At 73.6% G+C, this 16669-nt stretch carries 11 protein-coding genes; 9 read left to right on the top strand and 2 right to left on the bottom strand.

Annotated elements, in window-relative coordinates; genetic code table 11:
* Positions 1-58 precede the first annotated feature (58 nt).
* Together FJQ56_RS12980 and FJQ56_RS12975 are read left to right on the top strand one after the other, a co-directional pair.
* Positions 59-4057, top strand: coding sequence for an alpha-(1->3)-arabinofuranosyltransferase domain-containing protein (locus FJQ56_RS12980; protein ID WP_140009998.1), 3999 nt, complete (start codon positions 59-61; stop codon positions 4055-4057).
* Entirely contained in the window at positions 4050-5870 is a 1821-nt protein-coding gene (locus FJQ56_RS12975; protein ID WP_140009997.1) for a hypothetical protein, read from the top strand. The genes FJQ56_RS12980 and FJQ56_RS12975 overlap by 8 nt, the downstream gene beginning before the upstream one ends.
* Before the next feature lie 27 nt (positions 5871-5897).
* Here FJQ56_RS12975 and FJQ56_RS12970 read toward each other — a convergent pair whose 3' ends face one another.
* Positions 5898-7133, bottom strand: coding sequence for a lipopolysaccharide biosynthesis protein (locus FJQ56_RS12970; RefSeq protein WP_246084140.1), 1236 nt, complete (start codon positions 7131-7133; stop codon positions 5898-5900).
* 60 nt (positions 7134-7193) lie between these two features.
* Between FJQ56_RS12970 and FJQ56_RS12965 the strand changes: the two genes are divergently transcribed.
* Positions 7194-8888, top strand: a complete 1695-nt coding sequence (locus FJQ56_RS12965; protein WP_140009996.1) for an MmpA family trehalose lipid delivery protein — start codon at positions 7194-7196, stop codon at positions 8886-8888.
* A 66-nt stretch (positions 8889-8954) separates the two neighbouring features.
* On the top strand, positions 8955-9110 hold the full coding sequence (locus FJQ56_RS22185) for a hypothetical protein (protein WP_170215399.1): 156 nt from the start codon (positions 8955-8957) through the stop codon (positions 9108-9110).
* Positions 9111-9141: 31 nt separating this feature from the next.
* On the opposite strand, the gene FJQ56_RS12960 is transcribed toward FJQ56_RS22185, so the two are convergent.
* Positions 9142-10305, bottom strand: coding sequence for a glycosyltransferase family 4 protein (locus tag FJQ56_RS12960; RefSeq protein ID WP_140009995.1), 1164 nt, complete (start codon positions 10303-10305; stop codon positions 9142-9144).
* Between the two features lie 36 nt (positions 10306-10341).
* On the opposite strand from FJQ56_RS12960, the gene FJQ56_RS12955 reads away from it, so the two are divergent.
* The 5 genes from FJQ56_RS12955 (at position 10342) to FJQ56_RS12935 (ending at position 16588) form a co-directional block, all read left to right on the top strand.
* Positions 10342-11097 carry a class I SAM-dependent methyltransferase gene (locus tag FJQ56_RS12955; protein ID WP_140009994.1) on the top strand — a complete coding sequence of 252 codons (756 nt, stop codon included), beginning with the start codon at positions 10342-10344 and terminating at the stop codon, positions 11095-11097.
* Between the two features lie 116 nt (positions 11098-11213).
* Positions 11214-12152 (top strand): cell envelope lipid trafficking protein PgfA, encoded by a 939-nt coding sequence (pgfA, locus tag FJQ56_RS12950; RefSeq protein ID WP_170215398.1) that lies wholly within the window; start codon positions 11214-11216, stop codon positions 12150-12152.
* Between the two features lie 19 nt (positions 12153-12171).
* Entirely contained in the window at positions 12172-13137 is a 966-nt protein-coding gene (locus FJQ56_RS12945) for an AAA family ATPase (RefSeq protein ID WP_140009992.1), read from the top strand.
* Positions 13130-14356, top strand: coding sequence for a DUF58 domain-containing protein (locus FJQ56_RS12940; RefSeq protein ID WP_140009991.1), 1227 nt, complete (start codon positions 13130-13132; stop codon positions 14354-14356). Before FJQ56_RS12945 ends, FJQ56_RS12940 begins: the two co-directional genes overlap by 8 nt.
* A gap of 51 nt (positions 14357-14407) precedes the next feature.
* Positions 14408-16588 (top strand): transglutaminase TgpA family protein, encoded by a 2181-nt coding sequence (locus FJQ56_RS12935; protein ID WP_140009990.1) that lies wholly within the window; start codon positions 14408-14410, stop codon positions 16586-16588.
* Positions 16589-16669: the final 81 nt, after the last annotated feature.

The following is a 16669-nucleotide window of genomic DNA, read 5'->3' as shown; positions in this document are numbered from 1 at the left end:
GCGTCCAGGACGCCTGGAGCTGGGTGGGCTACGCGATCGCGGGCTCGCGTGGTGGGCCGTGCCGCTGACCTGGTTCTGGTTCCTGGCGATGTCGTTCCTGCAGCGCCTGGGCACGACGACGTTCGACACCAAGTTCGACCTCACGGCCGACCCTGGCCGTTTCCTGGAGCGCAGCCTGTCTCTGTGGAACCAGAACTCCTCGTTCGGCGAGCTGCAGAACCAGGCCTACGGCTACCTGTTCCCGCAGGGCGGCTTCTTCCTCCTGGGCGAGGTCGTCGGTCTGCCCGACTGGGTCGTCCAGCGGCTGTGGAGCGGGCTGCTGCTCGTCGTGGCGTTCGAGGGGTGCCGTCGTCTCTACCGGGCGATGAGCCCCGAGGCCTCGCCCTGGGCCGCCTGGTTCGGCGGGCTCGCGTTCGCGGTCGCGCCCCGGCTCCTCGGGCTCGCCGGGGTGCTCAGCGCGGAGGTGCTGCCCACCGCGGTGCTGCCGTGGGTGGTGCTCCCGATCGTGCTCGCCCAGCAGGGCCGGATCGGCCCGCGCGCCGGCGCCCTGTGGTCCGGTGTCGCCGTCCTCTGCCTGGGCGGCGTCAACGCCGTCGAGAACCTCGCCGCGCTGCCGCTCCCGCTGTTCGTCGTCCTGTCCACCGTACGCCGGCCGGGCGGCGCCCGACTGGCCCGCTGGTGGGCCGGTGCGACCGCCGTCGCGTGCGCCTGGTGGATGCTGCCGCTGCTGGTGCTCGGCCGGTTCAGCCCGCCGTTCCTCGACTACATCGAGACCTCGACCGCCGTCGTCCAACCGCTCGGCTGGACCAACGTGACGCGCGGCGCCGACCACTGGCTCTCGTTCGTCTACGTCGGCGGGCAGCCGTGGTGGCCCGGGGCCTACACGCTCGCGACCGCGCCCCTGCTCATTATCGTGACCGCGGTGGTCGCGGCCCTGGGGTTCTACGGCCTCACCCGGCGCGACCTGCCGCTGCGCGCCCCGCTGATCTCGAGCCTGCTGGTCGGTGCGGTGTGCCTGACCGTCTCGCGCGGGGGAGTCCTGGCCTCCCCGCTGCACGATCAGTTCCAGTTCCTGCTCGACGGCCCGTTCTCGATGCTGCGCAACGTCCACAAGGTCGACCCGTTGCTGCGCCTGCCCCTGGCGCTCGGCCTCGCCCACGCGGCCACCCGGCTGTTCCCCAAGGTCGCAGCCGGGGTCAGCCGCTCCGGCCTGCGGACCCTGGCGGCCTCGGGCGTCGTCGTGCTGCTGCTGGTGGCGGCCCAGCCACTGTGGAGCAGCGACCTGCGCAAGCCCGGATGGACCGAGGTCCCCGACGCCTGGCAGGAGGCCACCGACTACCTCGCCGACGTCGACGGCACCGGGTCCGCCCTGGTCCTGCCGGGGTCCGGGTTCGGTCAGCAGTGGTGGGGCTGGACGATCGACGAGCCCATGCAGGGGCTCGCGACGACCCCGTGGGCCACGCGCAGCCAGGTCCCGCTCACCCCCGGGAGCACGATCCGGTTCCTCGACGCGATCCAGGAACGGATCTCCGACGGGCAGGGCTCACCGGTCCTGGCCGACGTGCTCGCCCGGGCCGGCGTCGAGTACGTCGTGGTCCGCCGCGACCTCGACCTCTACGCCAGCGGCGCCCCCGACCCGGCCCGCGTCGACCTCGCGCTCCAGCGCAGCCCCGGCCTGAGCGAGGTCGCGTCCTTCGGCCGATCGGGCTTCGGTCAGCAGGCGATGATCACGATCCTGAAGGTCGATCGTGACGTGCCGCAGGTCGAGGCGGTCGCGATGTCCGACGTCGAGACCCTGGCCGGTGGGCCGGAGGACGTGATCACCGCGATGGAGGCGGGGGCGCTGGGCCCCGACACCCCGGTCGTGATGGAGGGCGAGAAGAACTGGAAGCCCACGGTGCCCGACGTCGTGGGCGACGGCTACCGCAAGCGCGAGCGGGCCTTCGGCCGGCTCGAGGACGCCGTCGGCCAGGTCATGACGAAGGGCGAGAGCTTCCGGTCGGCGCGCAGCGCCAACGACTACCCGGGGCCCGAGGCCAGCCAGCGGGTCGTGGCGAGCTATCGGGGCATCGCCTCCGTGGTCGCCTCGTCCTCGGGGGGCTACTTCGACACCTTCGGCCCGGTGCGGCCCGAGCTCGGCCCGTACGCCGCGATCGACGGTCTCGACTCGACCTACTGGCAGTCCTCGCCGCTGACCGATCCCGTCGGGCAGTGGGTGGAGGTCCGCTTCGGCAAGCAGGTGTCCTACCCGAGCGTCACGCTCACCCTCGGCGTCGACGGCGTCACCGGGGTGCCCGTGCGCGAGGTCAAGGTGACCGCGGGCGACGAGGTGGTCACCCGCGCCGTCGATCCCGACGTGGGCACCGTGCAGATCCCGCTGACCGGCGCCTACGACTCGGTCCGGGTCGAGGTGACCAGGACCGCCGGCGCCGAGGGGGTCGTCGCCGTACGCGACATCTCCTTCCCCGGGCTCGAGGTCGAGCGCCGGCTGGTCGTCCCCGACGTCGGCGCCGGCGCCGGCACCACCTTCGTGCTGCGCGCGCGACCCCACCGGCGCGGCTGCGTCGACAGCGGGCTCGGCACCAGCTGCGGCCTGCTGGCCAACGCTCGGCCCTCCGAGGAGGAGTCCGGGATGGTGCGGGAGGTCACCGTGCACCAGGCCGGGTCGTGGGACTTCGAGGGCACGGTCGTGGCACGGGCGACGGCCGCCGGACAGCGGCTGATGGAGCCGCTGCGTGACCGGACCCGGGTGCGGGCCTCGACCACCTACCTCAGCGAGCCGGGCGTCGGCCCGCAGATGGCCTACGACGACGACCCGGCCACGTTCTGGGCTGCTGCGGCCGGCGATCCGGAGCCGACGCTGTCCCTGCGCTGGGGGTCGCGCCGCACGATCGACGCGCTGAGCGTGACCGCGCCGCGGGGCACCGCGGTCGCCCCGACCGGCGCCTGGATCTCGTCGGGGTCGACCCGACGCCGGGTCGACTTCGACGTCACCGGCCGCGCCGAGTTCGACCCGATCAGGACCCGCCAGCTCCGCATCCAGTTCGACCCGCCGCCTGCGGGCACCGATGCCCCCATCGGGGTCGCCGAGCTCGGGGTCGACGGTCTCGACGACCTGCGCTACCGGCTCGATCGCGACCTGCCCACCGGGGCGATCTGCGGCCTGGGACCCGAGCTCGAGATCGACGGGCGGACGTATCCCACGGCGGTGACCGGCACGCTCGGGCAGGTGATCGACGGGACCCCCATGCCGTTGAAGTCCTGCGACGGGCCGATCCGGATCGGCGCCGGCACCCACGAGGTCAAGATCAGCTCCACCGACCAGTTCGCCCCCAGCGAGCTCACCCTGCGCCCGGACGGCGCCGCTGCAGCCGACAGGACCGATGCGGCACCGACCCGGCGTACGGTCGAGGTCGAGAGCTGGACCTCCAACGCGCGCAGCGTCGACGTCGGTCCGGGGGAGAGGTCGCTCCTGCTGGTGCCCGAGAACGTCAACGACGGGTGGGTCGCCGAGCTCGACGGCAAGCGGCTCGAGGCCATCCGGGTCGACGGGTGGAAGCAGGGCTACGTGCTGCCCGAGGGCGCCGGGGGCCGGGTCACCCTGACCTACGGCCCCAACCGCTGGTACCAGCTGGCGCTCGCCCTCGGCGGGGTGCTCGCCCTCCTGCTGCTGGCCGGCGCGATCGTGGCCACGCGCCGCGAACGCACCCGGGTCGTGTCGTGGCCCGACCCCGCACGCGTCGTCCCCCGGTGGCGACCCCGCTGGAGCGCGGTGGCCGTGGTGGTCGCCCTGGCCGTCGGTGGGCCCGCCCTCGCCGTCGGCTTCCTGGCCGGGGTCCTCGGGTCGCGCCGCCTGGTCGACCCGCCCGCGCTCGGTGCGGTCCTGATCGCCGCGGCGGGGGTCGCCGCGGGCCTGGTGGCGTTCGGCACCGACGGGCTTCCCCCCGTGGCGTGCGACGCCCTGGCCGGGGTGGGCATGGGCCTGTTCGCCACCGCACTGACCATCGGTGGCGGCTCCCGCGCCACCGCAGCCGAGCAGGAGCCGATCGATGCCTGAGTCACCGTCGACGTGGAAGACCCTCGCCGGGCCGTGGCGGTCCTGGGCCGGCCTGGTCGCCGTCGTGCTCATCGTCGTCCAGGGCGCCTGGCGCGGCATCCTGCTCGATCGCGGCTTCTTCACCCAGGACGACTTCCTGATGCTGCGCCGCGGTGCCGAGCCGCTGAGCGTGTCGATGCTGACCCAGGACTACTCGGGGCACTTCTTCCCCGGTGGCTTCCTGTTCGCCTGGGCCCACGCCCACTACGCACCGCTCGACTGGGGCGTCGTGGTGGTCGAGGTCCTGGTCATGCAGGCCGTGGCGGCCGTGCTCCTGTGGCTCGTGCTCAGCCGGATGCTGCCCGGCTCGTGGGCGCGCGTGCCCCTCCTCGCCGCGGGTCTCACCTGCCCCCTGGCCCTGTGGCCGACCCAGTGGTGGGCCGTCGCGATCCAGTTCCTGCCGATCAGCATCTGCCTGCTGGTCGCCGTCTGGGCGCTCCTCGTGCACCTGCAGGAGGCTCGTCGGTGGGCACTGCCCGTGGTGCTCGCCGCGACCGTGGTGGGGCTGCTCTTCCAGGAGCGGGCGGCGATGTTCCCGATCGTGCTGGGACTCATCGCCTGCGCGTGGTCACCGGTGCGCGGGCCCCGGGCGATCCTCGACGCCCTGCGGTCGCGGCTCCTGCCGCTGTGGGCGCCGATGGCGGTGCTGCTCGTGGGCTACGTCCTGCTGCACCGGTCCCTCGCCCCGATCCAGGCCACGTCGGCGGGCTCCACCGGAGGCGCCGCCGAGCTGGTCGGCAACTTCGTGGGCCGCAACGCCGTGCCAGGCTTCGTGGGCGGACCCTGGGACCCCGCCGTGCTGGGCGACTCCCTGCTGGTGCCGCCGGGCTACGCCGTGGTCGTCGCCTGGCTGGTCGTCGTCGCGGCGGTGCTCTGGTCGCTGCGTCTGGCGCCGGCGGCCGCGTGGGGCTGGCTCCTGCTGCTCGGCTACTCCCTGGTCGACGTCGCCGTGCTGTTCGCCGGCCGTACGTCGATGGGCTCGGTCTTCGGCCTGATCCCGCGCTACGCCGCCGACATCGTCCCCGTCCTGCCGCTCGCCCTGGCCCTGGTCGTCCGCGCGGTGCTCGCGGCGCCACGACCCGAGACCGTCCCCGGCCGGCGCCGCTGGTCGAGGCGGGTCCCGGCCGCGGTCGTCGCGTGCGGGGTCGCGGCCGTCTACCTCACCTCCGCGGCCGTCACGACGGCCTCGGTCGCGTCGTACTCCTACAACGGGGCCGACCGGCGCTACGTCGAGACCCTGCGGGCGGGTCTGCGGGCCCAGCCCGACGTGGTCGTCTACGACGGTCCGACTCCCGACGACGTCATGATCGGCTGGTTCGGCGACGACGCGCGTGTGTCGACGATGGTCGGCATCGCGCCCGAGAGCCCGGTCTTCGACCTGCCGAGCTACGCCATGCGGATGGTCGACGCCCAGGGCGACCTGCGCCCCATCGACCTGCTGGCGCCGGTCGCCGACGAGCCCTCCGACGACAAGGAGTGCGTGCACCCGGTCACCCGGAGCGGGGCCACCGTCGACCTGGACCAGCCGATCACCGGCGACCGGATGGTCGCCCGCATCGGCTACTACACCGCCGCCGAGGGCACGATGACGGTCGCCGCCGGTGGCGTCGAGCAGATGGTGCCGCTGCGCAAGGACCTCAACGTCGTCGACATGGTGGTCGGCGGGACCCTCGACTCGCTGCGGATGACTCTCAACCAGGACGACGACGAGGAGGCCGCCGGCACCGTCTGCGTGGTCTCGGTCCAGGTCGGCTTCCCGGTGCCGCGGGGCTGAGTCCGAGTCCGAGCCCGAGGCTGGGCCTCAGACCGCGGCCTCGGCGCGGTTGACGTCGCGCAGCGCCAGCACCGTCAGCACGACGACCAGGACGACGTCGACCCCGGCGACCGCCAGGGCGAGACCGGTGAGGCTCCCGGCGAGCAGGCCGGCCCCGACGATCGCCACGACGCCCACCCAGATCAGGTACGTCGAGCGGTGGCTCTGGCGTCCCAGCGCCGAGTAGACCAGCAGCTGGAGGGTCGCCAGCAGGATGCCGACGAGCGCGAAGAGCCACAGCCGGTCCTCGACCTCGGCGTACTCCTCGCCGCCGACGAACACCAGGGCGATCGGGCTCAGCAGGTAGGCGCCCAGGGTGCACGCCACGCCGGTGCCGGCCAGCACGAGCAGCCCGCGCACGAGGGCGGAGCGGCGTGAGGCGTGGTCGGACATCGAGGGGAACAGCACGATCACCACGAACTGAGGCAGGAAGAGCACCGCCTTGGCGACGATGAGGCCGCCGGCGTACAGGCCCGCCGTGTGCTCGTCGAGGGTGCGTCGGGCGAGGAGGATGTCGAGGTTGGACAGCACGAAGAACGCCAGCAGCACCACCGAGCTGGTGCCGATCTCGGCGAGGATCGGACGGGTCGGGACCTCGATGCCGTCGTCGACCGGGGCGCGGGGGCGGCGCAGGGCGAGCCACCCGACGGCGACCGGGGCGAGGAGACCGAGGAAGACCCCGACCATGGCACCGGTCTCGGTGGGGCTGACCACGATGCACAGGCAGCCGACGACCAGCCGCGCGACGCCCATCGCGAGGTAGACCAGGCCCAGTGCGCGCCAGCGTCGCTCGCCCTGCAGCACCCCGGCCTGCCCGCCCATGATGGTGAGGGGAGCAACCGACAGGGCGACCAGGATCGCCGGCCAGGGGCTGTCGAGCCGCAGCAGGTGGACCACCGCCGGGCTCGCGGCGAGCACGACGAGGGTCAGCGCGGCACCGACCAGGTACGACAACCGCAGGACGGAGCGCTCGACGACGGCGACGTGACCGGCGTCCGCAGCGATCCGCCGGGCCGCGGTCGCCTGGGTGCCCAGCTGCAGCACCGACAGGACGAGCAGGAAGGCCATCAGGCCGGCCACCGCGCCGTACTCGACGGGGCCGAGCAGCCGCGCCGAGACGACCTGGAATCCGTAGGTGGCGACGTTGGTGACCAGCATCGCGATCGCCAGGCCACCGCTGCCGCGCAGCCCGGTGCTGCTCGCGTCCTGCGCCGTCGTTGCCACGGACGGACCTTAGCCATGTCGCACCAGCCCGGGCTGGCAACCCGTGGTTGGATCGCGCTCGTGGTCAGACACCTGCGGGAGAGCGCCCGGGTCGACGGGTGGGTGATCCTCTGGTCGGTCGTCCTCGCGGTGCTGATGCTCGGGCCGGCGCTGGCCCGAGGGTTCGTGCTCACCTACGACATGGTGTGGGTGCCCGACCTGGCCTTGCGCGCCGACTTCCTGGGGGTCGGCAGCAGCCTGCCGCGCGCGGTCCCCAGCGACGCCGTGGTGGCGCTGCTCGACGAGGTGGTGCCGGGCGAGCTGCTGCAGAAGCTGGTGCTCCTCGGCGCCCTGGTCGGTGCCGGCACGGGAGCCGCGCGCCTGCTCCGTGACCTGCCGCTGTCGGGACGGCTGCTGGCCGTCACGGTCTTCCAGTGGAACCCGCTGGTGCTCGAGCGGCTGCACATCGGGCACTGGCCCGTGCTGATCGGGTACGCCGCCCTGCCTTGGATCATCGTGTCCGCACGCACCTGGGTGCGCAGCGGCCGGGCCCCGCTGGCCCTGTGCCTGCTGCTGCCGCTGGCCTCGCTGAGCGCCAGCGCCGGGGTGGCGGCCGGGCTGGCGCTGGTGCTGGCCGGGGTGACCCGACGACCGGCGCAGGCGCTGGCGGTGGTGGCCCTGGCCGTGGCGGCCAACGCCCCCTGGTTCGTGGCCGGACTGCTGCACGCCGGCAACGCGACGACGGCCGGGGCCGGGGCGCAGGCCTTCGCCCTGTCCGGGGAGGGCAGCATCCCGGCCCCGGTGGCGGCGCTGACCCTGGGCGGGATCTGGAACTCCGAGGTGGTGCCCGACTCCCGGGCGGGGCTGCTGGGCTGGATCGCCACCGTGGTGCTCCTCGCCCTGGCGGCCGCCGGGGCACGGCGCTGGTGGCAGCGCACCGAGCGGCGCGAGGCGGTCGCGCTGCTGGCGCTGTGGGGGACCGGCTACCTGCTGGCGGTCGCGACCTGGCTCGCCCCGGATGCCGCCGGGTGGCTGTTCAGCACGGTCCCGGGCGCCGGGCTGTTCCGCGACGGCGCGCGGAGCCTGGTGCTCTGCGGCCCCCTGCTCGTGTCGCTCGTGGCCCACGGCCTGGAGCCGGGGGTCCGGCTGATCGCCCCGGACCCCGGCTCGCGCCGGGTCTTCACCCCGGTCCTGGTCGTGCTGCCGGCGGTCCTGCTCCCCGGTGCCCTGCTGGGGGCGGGCGGCAGCATCGGCGCCGTCGACTACCCCGACTCCTACGTCGCGGCACGCACCACCCTGGCGCGGGAGGCGACCGCGGGCGGTGACCTGGTGAGCCTGCCCCTGTCGAGCTACCGCCGACCGTCCTGGAACGCGGACCGCAAGGTGCTCGACCCGGTCTGGCGCTACCTGCCGCGCGACTACGTCGCCAGCGACGAGCTCGTCGTCGCCGGCGTGACGCTGCCGGGGGAGGACCCGCGCGTGACGCAGGTGCGCGCCGCCCTCGACCGGGCGACTCCGAAGGCTCGCGCGGCGGCGCTCGCCGCGCTCGGGGTGGGCGTCGTGGTGACCGACACGACCGCAGCCGGCCCCGCGCCCGAGGTGGCCGGTCGACGGCTCCTCGACGGCGACCTGGTCGTGGTCGAGCTGGCCGACCCGGCCCCGGTCGACCGACGCACCGGGTGGTACGTCGCGATGGGCGCCGCGTGGGCGGCGTACGTCGGGTGCCTGGTCGTCGGCGGCTGGCTCGCGGTCGTCCGCCGGACACGGGCGAGGTGAAACGGCCGAAAGGGTGGCGCCGACGGATCTCGCTGATACGGTCTGCTGAGACAAGGGAGGCAGTCCGTGGGTATCAGCAGCATTGCAACACTGATCGCAACGATCGTCGTGGGTGGCGCCGTCGGTGCTGCCGGCATCGTCGGTCTCGTCAGCAGCCAGACCGGTGCACCGGACAAGTCCCCGGTGAGCGTGGCCAACCCCGTCGTCCAGTACGGCGAGTAGCAGCCACCACCGGCCAGTCGGCCCCGACCACTCAGGACCCCTCGTCGGGGTCCTGAGTGTCGATGCGGCGTCCCTCCATCGCGGCGAGGAGCACCACGCCGAACGACTCCTGGGCGTGCTCCCACGTGTAGGAGTGGCTCATCGCGAGGGCTGCGGCCCCCAGCCGTGACCGCAGCGCGTCGTCGCCGAGCAGCTCGTCGATCGCGGCGGTGAACCCGGCCTGGTCCTCGACCAGGATCCCGGTCACCCCGGTGCGCACCGACTCGCGCGTGCCGCCGGCCGACGAGTAGGCCACCGTCGGCGTCGCGTGCATGGCCGCCTCGCCGATCACCAGGCCCCAGCCCTCCTTGATCGAGGGCAGTGCGAGCACCCACGCCCGGGCGTAGATCTCGTGCTTGCGCTGCTCGTCGACGTGACCCAGGAACGAGACGAGGTCCTCGGCGCCGGCCTCGACGGCGTACTGTTTCAGGTTGGCCTCCCACCAGCCGTCGCCCACGACCTGCAGGCAGATCCCGGGGTGCCGGTCGCGCAGGGCGACCACGGCGTCGATGGCGTGCTCGACCTGCTTGTGGGGGACCAGTCGACCGACCACGGCGACCGTGGGCCGCTCGGCCTTGCTCTCGTCGACCCGGATCACGCGGTCCGAGCCGTTGTGGACGATCGCGATCCGGGCCCGGTCGACCCCGAGCTCCTGCAGCTCGGCCCGGGTCGCCCGCGACACCGCGACGTACTGGCAGCGGCGGTAGAGCCACGGGGCGAAGCGGCGCTCGATCCACCAGCCGACCCGGGCCATCACCGGCCCGAACAGCACGCCCCACTGCTCGCGGTGCACGTGGTGCACGAGGACCACGACCGGGGCCCGGGTGACCAGGCGGGAGAAGAACGGCAGCCCGTTCTGGACGTCGACCACGACGTCGACGTGGCCGAACCGGTGCCGCAGCAGGGCCGCCATGCCCCGTAGGTAGACCGTGATCTTGGACCCGCGACGCACGTAGCGCACGCCGTCGACGACCTCGTCGGGCGGAGCGGCGGCGTGGGCGGCGCACAGGATGGTGACGCGGCAGCCCGCCGCGGCCAGGCCGGTGGCGACCCGCTCGAGGTAGAGCTCGGCGCCGCCGCCCTCGGGGTTGCGGGTGTCGCGCCAGCTGAGGAACACCACGTGCTTGCCGCTCAGGCCGTCTAGCTGGTGCTGCACCTGCGACACCGTAGGGCACCTGACTAGGCTGCCGGCGTGAATCCTCCCGGGCGTGGCGCGTCGGCGGCCAGGAAGCGGGCGACGCTGCGGCGCTCGGTCGCCCTGCTGCGGGCGTTCCGCTACGAGCAGCCCGACCCGCCGCGCTTCTACACCGCGCTGGCCCGCGACTCGGTCGAGCAGCTCAGCACGTACGTCGACCTCACCGGATCCCTGCTGCTCGACGTGGGCGGGGGCCCGGGCTACTTCCGCGACGCCTTCACCGCGGCCGGCGCGCGTTACGTCGCGCTCGACGCCGACGTGGGGGAGCTGTCCGGGCTCGGGGAGATGCCGCCCGGCACCGTGCTCGGCAGCGGCATGGCGCTGCCGTTCCGCGACGGGAGCCTCGACGTCTGCTACTCCTCCAACGTGCTCGAGCACGTGTCCGACCCCTGGCTGATGGCCCAGGAGATGCTCCGGGTGACGCGCCCGGGCGGCACCGTCTTCCTCAGCTACACCGTCTGGTTCGGACCGTGGGGTGGCCACGAGACCGCGCCGTGGCACTTCCTGGGCGGTCGGCGCGCCCGCGCCCGCTACCGGCGTACCCACGGCCGGGAGCCGAAGAACCGGTTCGGCGAGTCGCTGTTCAAGGTCACGGTGGCCCAGGCGCTGCGCTGGGCGGGCGAGCAGCAGGACGCCGAGGTCGTGGCGATCGTGCCGCGCTACAACCCGGCGTGGTCGTGGTGGTTGCTGCGGGTGCCCCTGGTGCGCGAGGTCGTCACCTGGAACCTCGCGATCGTTCTGCGCCGGCACTAGCAGACCCGGCCGGTGTGGTCGAGATCACCGACGAAGGGTGGAGTGCCCGAAAAAGGTTGGGCGTCCATGCGTTACGGTTCGGCGTCGTCCGGAGGGGACGCGGGAGGAGACACAAGGTGCGCACCATTGTTGGGCGATTGCTGATCGCGCTCGGAGGATTCCTGCTCGTGGCGGGCCTGGTCGCCGCCATCTGGGCCCCCGGGGTCGTCAAGAAGACACCGGTCGACGTCGACTCGGTCACCCACCTGTCGGGCCAGGGCGGCAAGGTCGACGCCAGCACCGGCGAGATCACGGTCGGCCCCGTCGTCGCCTCGAGCATCACCAAGGTCGACACCGAGGCCTCCGACGACGACGTGGCGGTGTTCGTCAGTACCTCGTGCCTGATGAAGGACGAGGGCGACGTCCCCGACTGCGTCGACGCCGACGACCCGCGCCTGCTCAACGCGAGCACCGATCTCTTCGCCACCGACCGCACCACGGCGCTGACCGTCCCCAACGGCCGCTACGTGCCCGCGGGCACCGAGCAGGCCACGGGCCTGCAGAACAAGTGGCCCTTCGACGCCAAGAAGAAGACCTACCCCTACTGGGACGGCACGGCCGGCAAGGCCTACGACGCGGTCTTCCAGCGCGAGGAGGACGTCCAGGGCATGAAGACCTACGTCTACAAGGTCGTCATCGAGAACGCGCCGATCGAGGTCGCCGAGGGGGTGCCGGGCACCTACAACAGCTCCAAGGAGCTCTACATCGACCCGATCACCGGCGCGATCATCAACCAGACCGACGTCCAGACGCGCTTCCTCGACTCCGGGACGCAGGCCCTCGACCTCAAGCTGGAGTTCACCGAGCAGCAGCAGCGCACCAACGTCGACGACGCCAAGGACAACCAGCGCTCGCTGAAGCTGGTCACCACGTGGATCCCGATCGTCGGGATCGCCGGCGGTCTGCTGGCCATCGTCGGGGGCATCCTGCTCGTCCTGCGCGAGGGACGACGACGCCCCGACGACACCACGACCGACGACGTCTTCGCCGACGGCACCGAGAGCCCGCGGCACTGACGGGTCTGGGGTGACGACGGTGACGCTCAGCTCCGACCGCGCCGCGCAGTTCGAGCGCGTCTTCACCGACGTCGTCGATACCATGGGGCGCGCGCTCCTCGGCAAGGACCGGGTCGTCCGCCTGGCCGTCACCTGCCTGCTCGCCGAGGGCCACCTCCTGCTTGAGGACCTCCCCGGGACCGGCAAGACCATGCTGGCGCGGGCGTTGGCCAACTCCGTCGAGGGCACGCACGCGCGGATCCAGTTCACCCCGGACCTGCTGCCCACCGACGTCACCGGTGTCACCGTCTACGACCAGCAGCGGGGGACCTTCGAGTTCCACCAGGGCCCGATCTTCCACGACATCGTGCTGGCCGACGAGATCAACCGGGCCTCGCCCAAGACGCAGTCGGCGCTGCTCGAGGTCATGGAGGAGGGGCACGTCACCGTCGACGGGACCACCCACGACGTGCCGCTGCCGTTCATGGTCATCGCGACCCAGAACCCCATCGAGCAGGCCGGTACCTACCAGCTGCCGGAGGCCCAGCTCGACCGGTTCCTGATGAAGACCTCCGTGGGGCACCCCAACGCCGAGGCGACCGAGCAGCTCCTGATGGACGCCGGGGTCCGCGACCGCGCCGCCCTGGTCACCCCCGTGCTGACCGGCCGGGACGTCACGACGATGGCGGCGCAGGCCGCCGAGGTCCACGTCGACCGGTCGATCGTGCGTTACGTCCGGGAGCTGGCCGAGCAGTCGCGGGAGGCCGAGCACGTCAAGCTCGGGCTCTCGGCCCGTGGCTGCCTGGCCCTGGTCCGGGTCGCCAAGGTGTGGGCCGCCGCCGCCGGCCGGACCGCCGTCGTGCCGCAGGACGTCCACGACCTGGCCCACCCGGTGCTCTGCCACCGGCTGCTCCTCGACTCCCGCGCCCACTACGGCGGCGTCCGGGTCGACGACGTCATCGACCGACTCCTGCGCGACGTCCCACCGCCTCGCGACCGTGCGTGAGCGACTCGGCTCCCTGCGCTCGACGCTGAGCGCGACGGTGGGTGCTGCCGTGACGACCACCGGGTGGACCGTCATCGGCCTGGGCGTGGTGTCGGGGGTGGCCGGGGTCGGGGGTGGCTACGTCGAGCTGCGCCTGGTCGCGGTGCTCTGCGCGCTCGTCCTGCTGTCCGGGGCGGTGCTGCTGCTCGACCGGGCCCGCGTCGAGACCCGACTGGAGCTCCGGCCCCCGTCGACGGTCGCCGGGCGCCCCGGACGCGCGGTCCTGCGCGTGACCAGCCGGGGCCGCCGGCCCCTGCGGCACCGGGTGGTCAGCGTCCCGGTACGCCGCGCCGACCGGGAGGACCGCACCCTGGTCCGCCTGCCGGTGCTGCGCAGTGGGCAGACGCACGAGCAGCAGATCGTCCTGCCCGCCACCGAGCGCGGGATCGTGGAGGTCGGGCCGGTGGGCTCGCGGCGCACCGACCCGCTCGGACTGTTCGTGCGCCACACCCGGTGGTCGGGCGTCGCCGACCTCGCGGTGCGCCCGCGCACGATCGAGATCGAGTCGATCGCCCCCGGCCACGTGCCCGACCACGACGGCAGCCCCAGCGAGCGGGTGTCGATGAGCGACCTGGCCTTCCACGCCCTGCGCGAGTACGTCCCCGGTGACGACCTGAGGCACGTGCACTGGCGCTCCTCGGCCCGCGCCGGCGTGCTCCACGTCCGCCAGTACCACGACACCCGACGCAGCAGCGTGGTCGTCGTCGTCGACCGCCACCAGGCCGCCTACCCCCGCGCCCAGGACTTCGAGCTGGCCCTGTCGATCGCGGCGTCGGTCGTCGTGCGCCTCGACGAGGAGGGGTACGCCGTCACCTTCTCGTGCGGGCCCGACCTCGCCGCGGAGTCCGTGGACGCGGTGCTCGACGTCAGCTGCCGCGCCGTGCTCGGGCCCGACGACCTGCAGGAGAGCACGGTGGCCGCCCACCGGTCGGCCCCGCAGTCGAGCCAGCTCGTGCTGGTGTCCGGCGTGCACGCCGACCCCGCGCGGCTCGGTGCCTGCCGCTCGGTCTTCGCCGACGACGTCCGGTTCCTCGGCCTGACGACCGGGCGGCTGCCCGGTGAGGCCCTCGACGAGCCGCCCGGCGAGGTCGGCCAGGGGACCCTGCGGATGGCGCGGGTACGCCGGCTGGTGGAGCTGCCCGGTGTCCTGGCGGACGGCGCGTTCGCGGACGCACCGTGAGCGCCAGGTGAGCGCCAGGTGAGCGCCCGGTGAGCGCCCGGTGAGCGTCCCGTGAGCGCCCAGGGAGAGCGGACCCGAGCCGGCGTCGGGGTCGGGGTCGGGGTCGACGTGGTCATGGCCCTGCTCACCAGCGGCGTCGTGCTGCTCGGCTGGCGGTCGACGTACGCCGGGTCCGGGTGGTGGGTCGCCGGCCTGGTCGCCGTGGTCCTGGCGGTGTCGGTGGCCGTGATCGTCCGTGACCTCGGTGGCGGCGGTGAGCTCGTCGGGCTGGCGCTGGTGGTCGGCTACGTCGTCGTCGCCGGACCGTTGTCGCGCGGCACCCTCGCCCTCGAGGGCTGGGACACCTTCACCGACGGGCTCGTCGGGACCGGCGAGATCTGGCAGCTGCTGCTCACCACGCACCCGCCGGTCGACGCCACCGGCCCGGCCCTGCTGCCCCCCATCATCACGGCGCTGGTCGGTGCCGGCTTCTCCACCTCGCTCGCGCTCGGCTCGCGCCGCCCGGTGGCCCCGCTGCTCCCGTTCGCCGCGGCCCTGGCCGTCGTCCTCCTCGTCGGTCAGCGCGAGACCGCGTCGCTGCTCGGGCTCGGGGCCGGGACCGGTGTGCTGTCCCTGGTCTGGGTCCGGGTCCGCGCGCTGCGGCTCGAGGACGAGCGGCTGGGACCCGACCCGGGCCGGTGGCGTCGCTCGGTCGTCGGCGCACTGGTCGTGGCCGTCTGCGCCGGGGTCGCGTTCCGTGTGGTCGGTGACGGCGTCGGGAGCGGTGGCGCCGACCCGGACCGGTTCACGCTGCGCGAGCAGGCCCGGCCCTATGCCGTCTCGGCGCTGCGCACGCCGTTGACCGACTTCCGCGAGCTGGTCCGCAGCAACCGGCGGCTGCTGGTCGTCGACGGTGCGCCGGCCGGGACCCGGCTCCGGTTCGCCGCGCTCGACCGCTACGACGGCCGGACCTGGTCGGCCGACAACGACACCGACCCGGCCCGCACCGACGACCGGTTCCTGCACGTGTCGTCGACGACCGACAACCCGGCCCGCGGCCCCGAGCGGACGGTCACCGTCCAGGTGACCAAGGACTGGGACCGGGCCTGGGTGCCGACCGTCGGCGCCGTCGACTCCTTCACCGTCGAGGAACCCGATCCCGGCCTGCGTGACGACCTGCGCTACGACCCGGCCACCCAGACGGCGCTATTGCCCGACGGCCTGGGGCGCGACGTGCGCTACTCCTTCACCACCCACGACACCGAGCTGAGCGCGACGCCCCGGATGACCGAGTCGCCGCTCCTCGACGACGACCTCTACCGCGCCGGCGCCCGCGTCGACAAGGTCATCACCTACTGGAAGCGGGAGAAGACGGCCCTGACGCCGATGGACGCCGTGTTCAAGGTGGCGGCCGGCATCCGCTCGGTGGGGCGCTACAGCCACGGCGCCGAGCCGTGGGAGCGGAGGTACCGCGCCGGTCACGACATGAACCGGCTGGCCGAGGGCTTCCTGCTCGACTCGCCGCCGGTGGGCGACGAGGAGCAGTACGCCGCGGCGATGGCGGTCCTGGCCAACCGGATGCGGGTGCCCGCCCGCGTCGTGGTCGGGGCGGTCCTGCCCGAGAGCGGCGTGGTGCGCGGCTCCGACGTGACCGCGTGGGTGGAGCTGCGGGCCGACGACGGCACCTGGCGCACGCTCGACACCGACGTGTTCATGTCGCGACGTCCACCCGACCGGATCGGGTCGGGCGTCGCGCCCGACCCGACGTACGACCCGCTGTCGGAGCAGCCGAAGCCGCCGCCCCGGACCGACCCGAAGGACGCCGACGACCAGGCGAGCGACTCCGGGTCCACGCAGCGCAGCCGCCCCTGGTGGCTCCTCGCAGTCCCGCTCGTGCTCGTGCTGGCGGGGGGCGTCCCCGGCGCCAAGTGGCTGCGCCGCCGCCGACGCCGGCGCGCGGCGGGGGTGAGCGCGCGGTACGCCGGCGCCTGGGACGAGCTCGTCGACCACGCCCGCGACCTCGGGTTCGACGTCCCGGCCGCGGCCCGCCCGACCCAGGCCGCGGCGCTCGACGGGACGGTGGCCCTGGCGCTCGAGGCCGATCGGCGGATCTACTCCGCCGACGAGCTGGACCCGCACGCGGCGGACGCCTACTGGAGCCTGGTCGAGACCGAGGTCCGCCGCCTCGACGCGCAGACGTCGCGTTCACGCCGGGTACGGGCCCTGTTCAGCGCACGTTCGCTCCGCTCCTGAGCGACCCCCCGGAGATGCGCGCGCCTTATCACGGGGCCTGCGTGGCCGGCACACCCCCGACACGCCATTGCGTCAAAGTGT

Source organism: Nocardioides plantarum, assembly GCF_006346395.1.
GTDB lineage: Bacteria > Actinomycetota > Actinomycetes > Propionibacteriales > Nocardioidaceae > Nocardioides > Nocardioides plantarum.
Note: the sequence above shows the minus strand (reverse complement) of the source record. Positions and strands in the feature narration are given on the sequence as shown.

Bases quoted from the DNA above. Each gene is read 5' to 3' on its own strand.
- FJQ56_RS12975 (WP_140009997.1), top strand. From the start codon at position 4,050: ATGCCTGAGTCACCGTCGACGTGGAAGACCCTCGCCGGGCCGTGGCGG.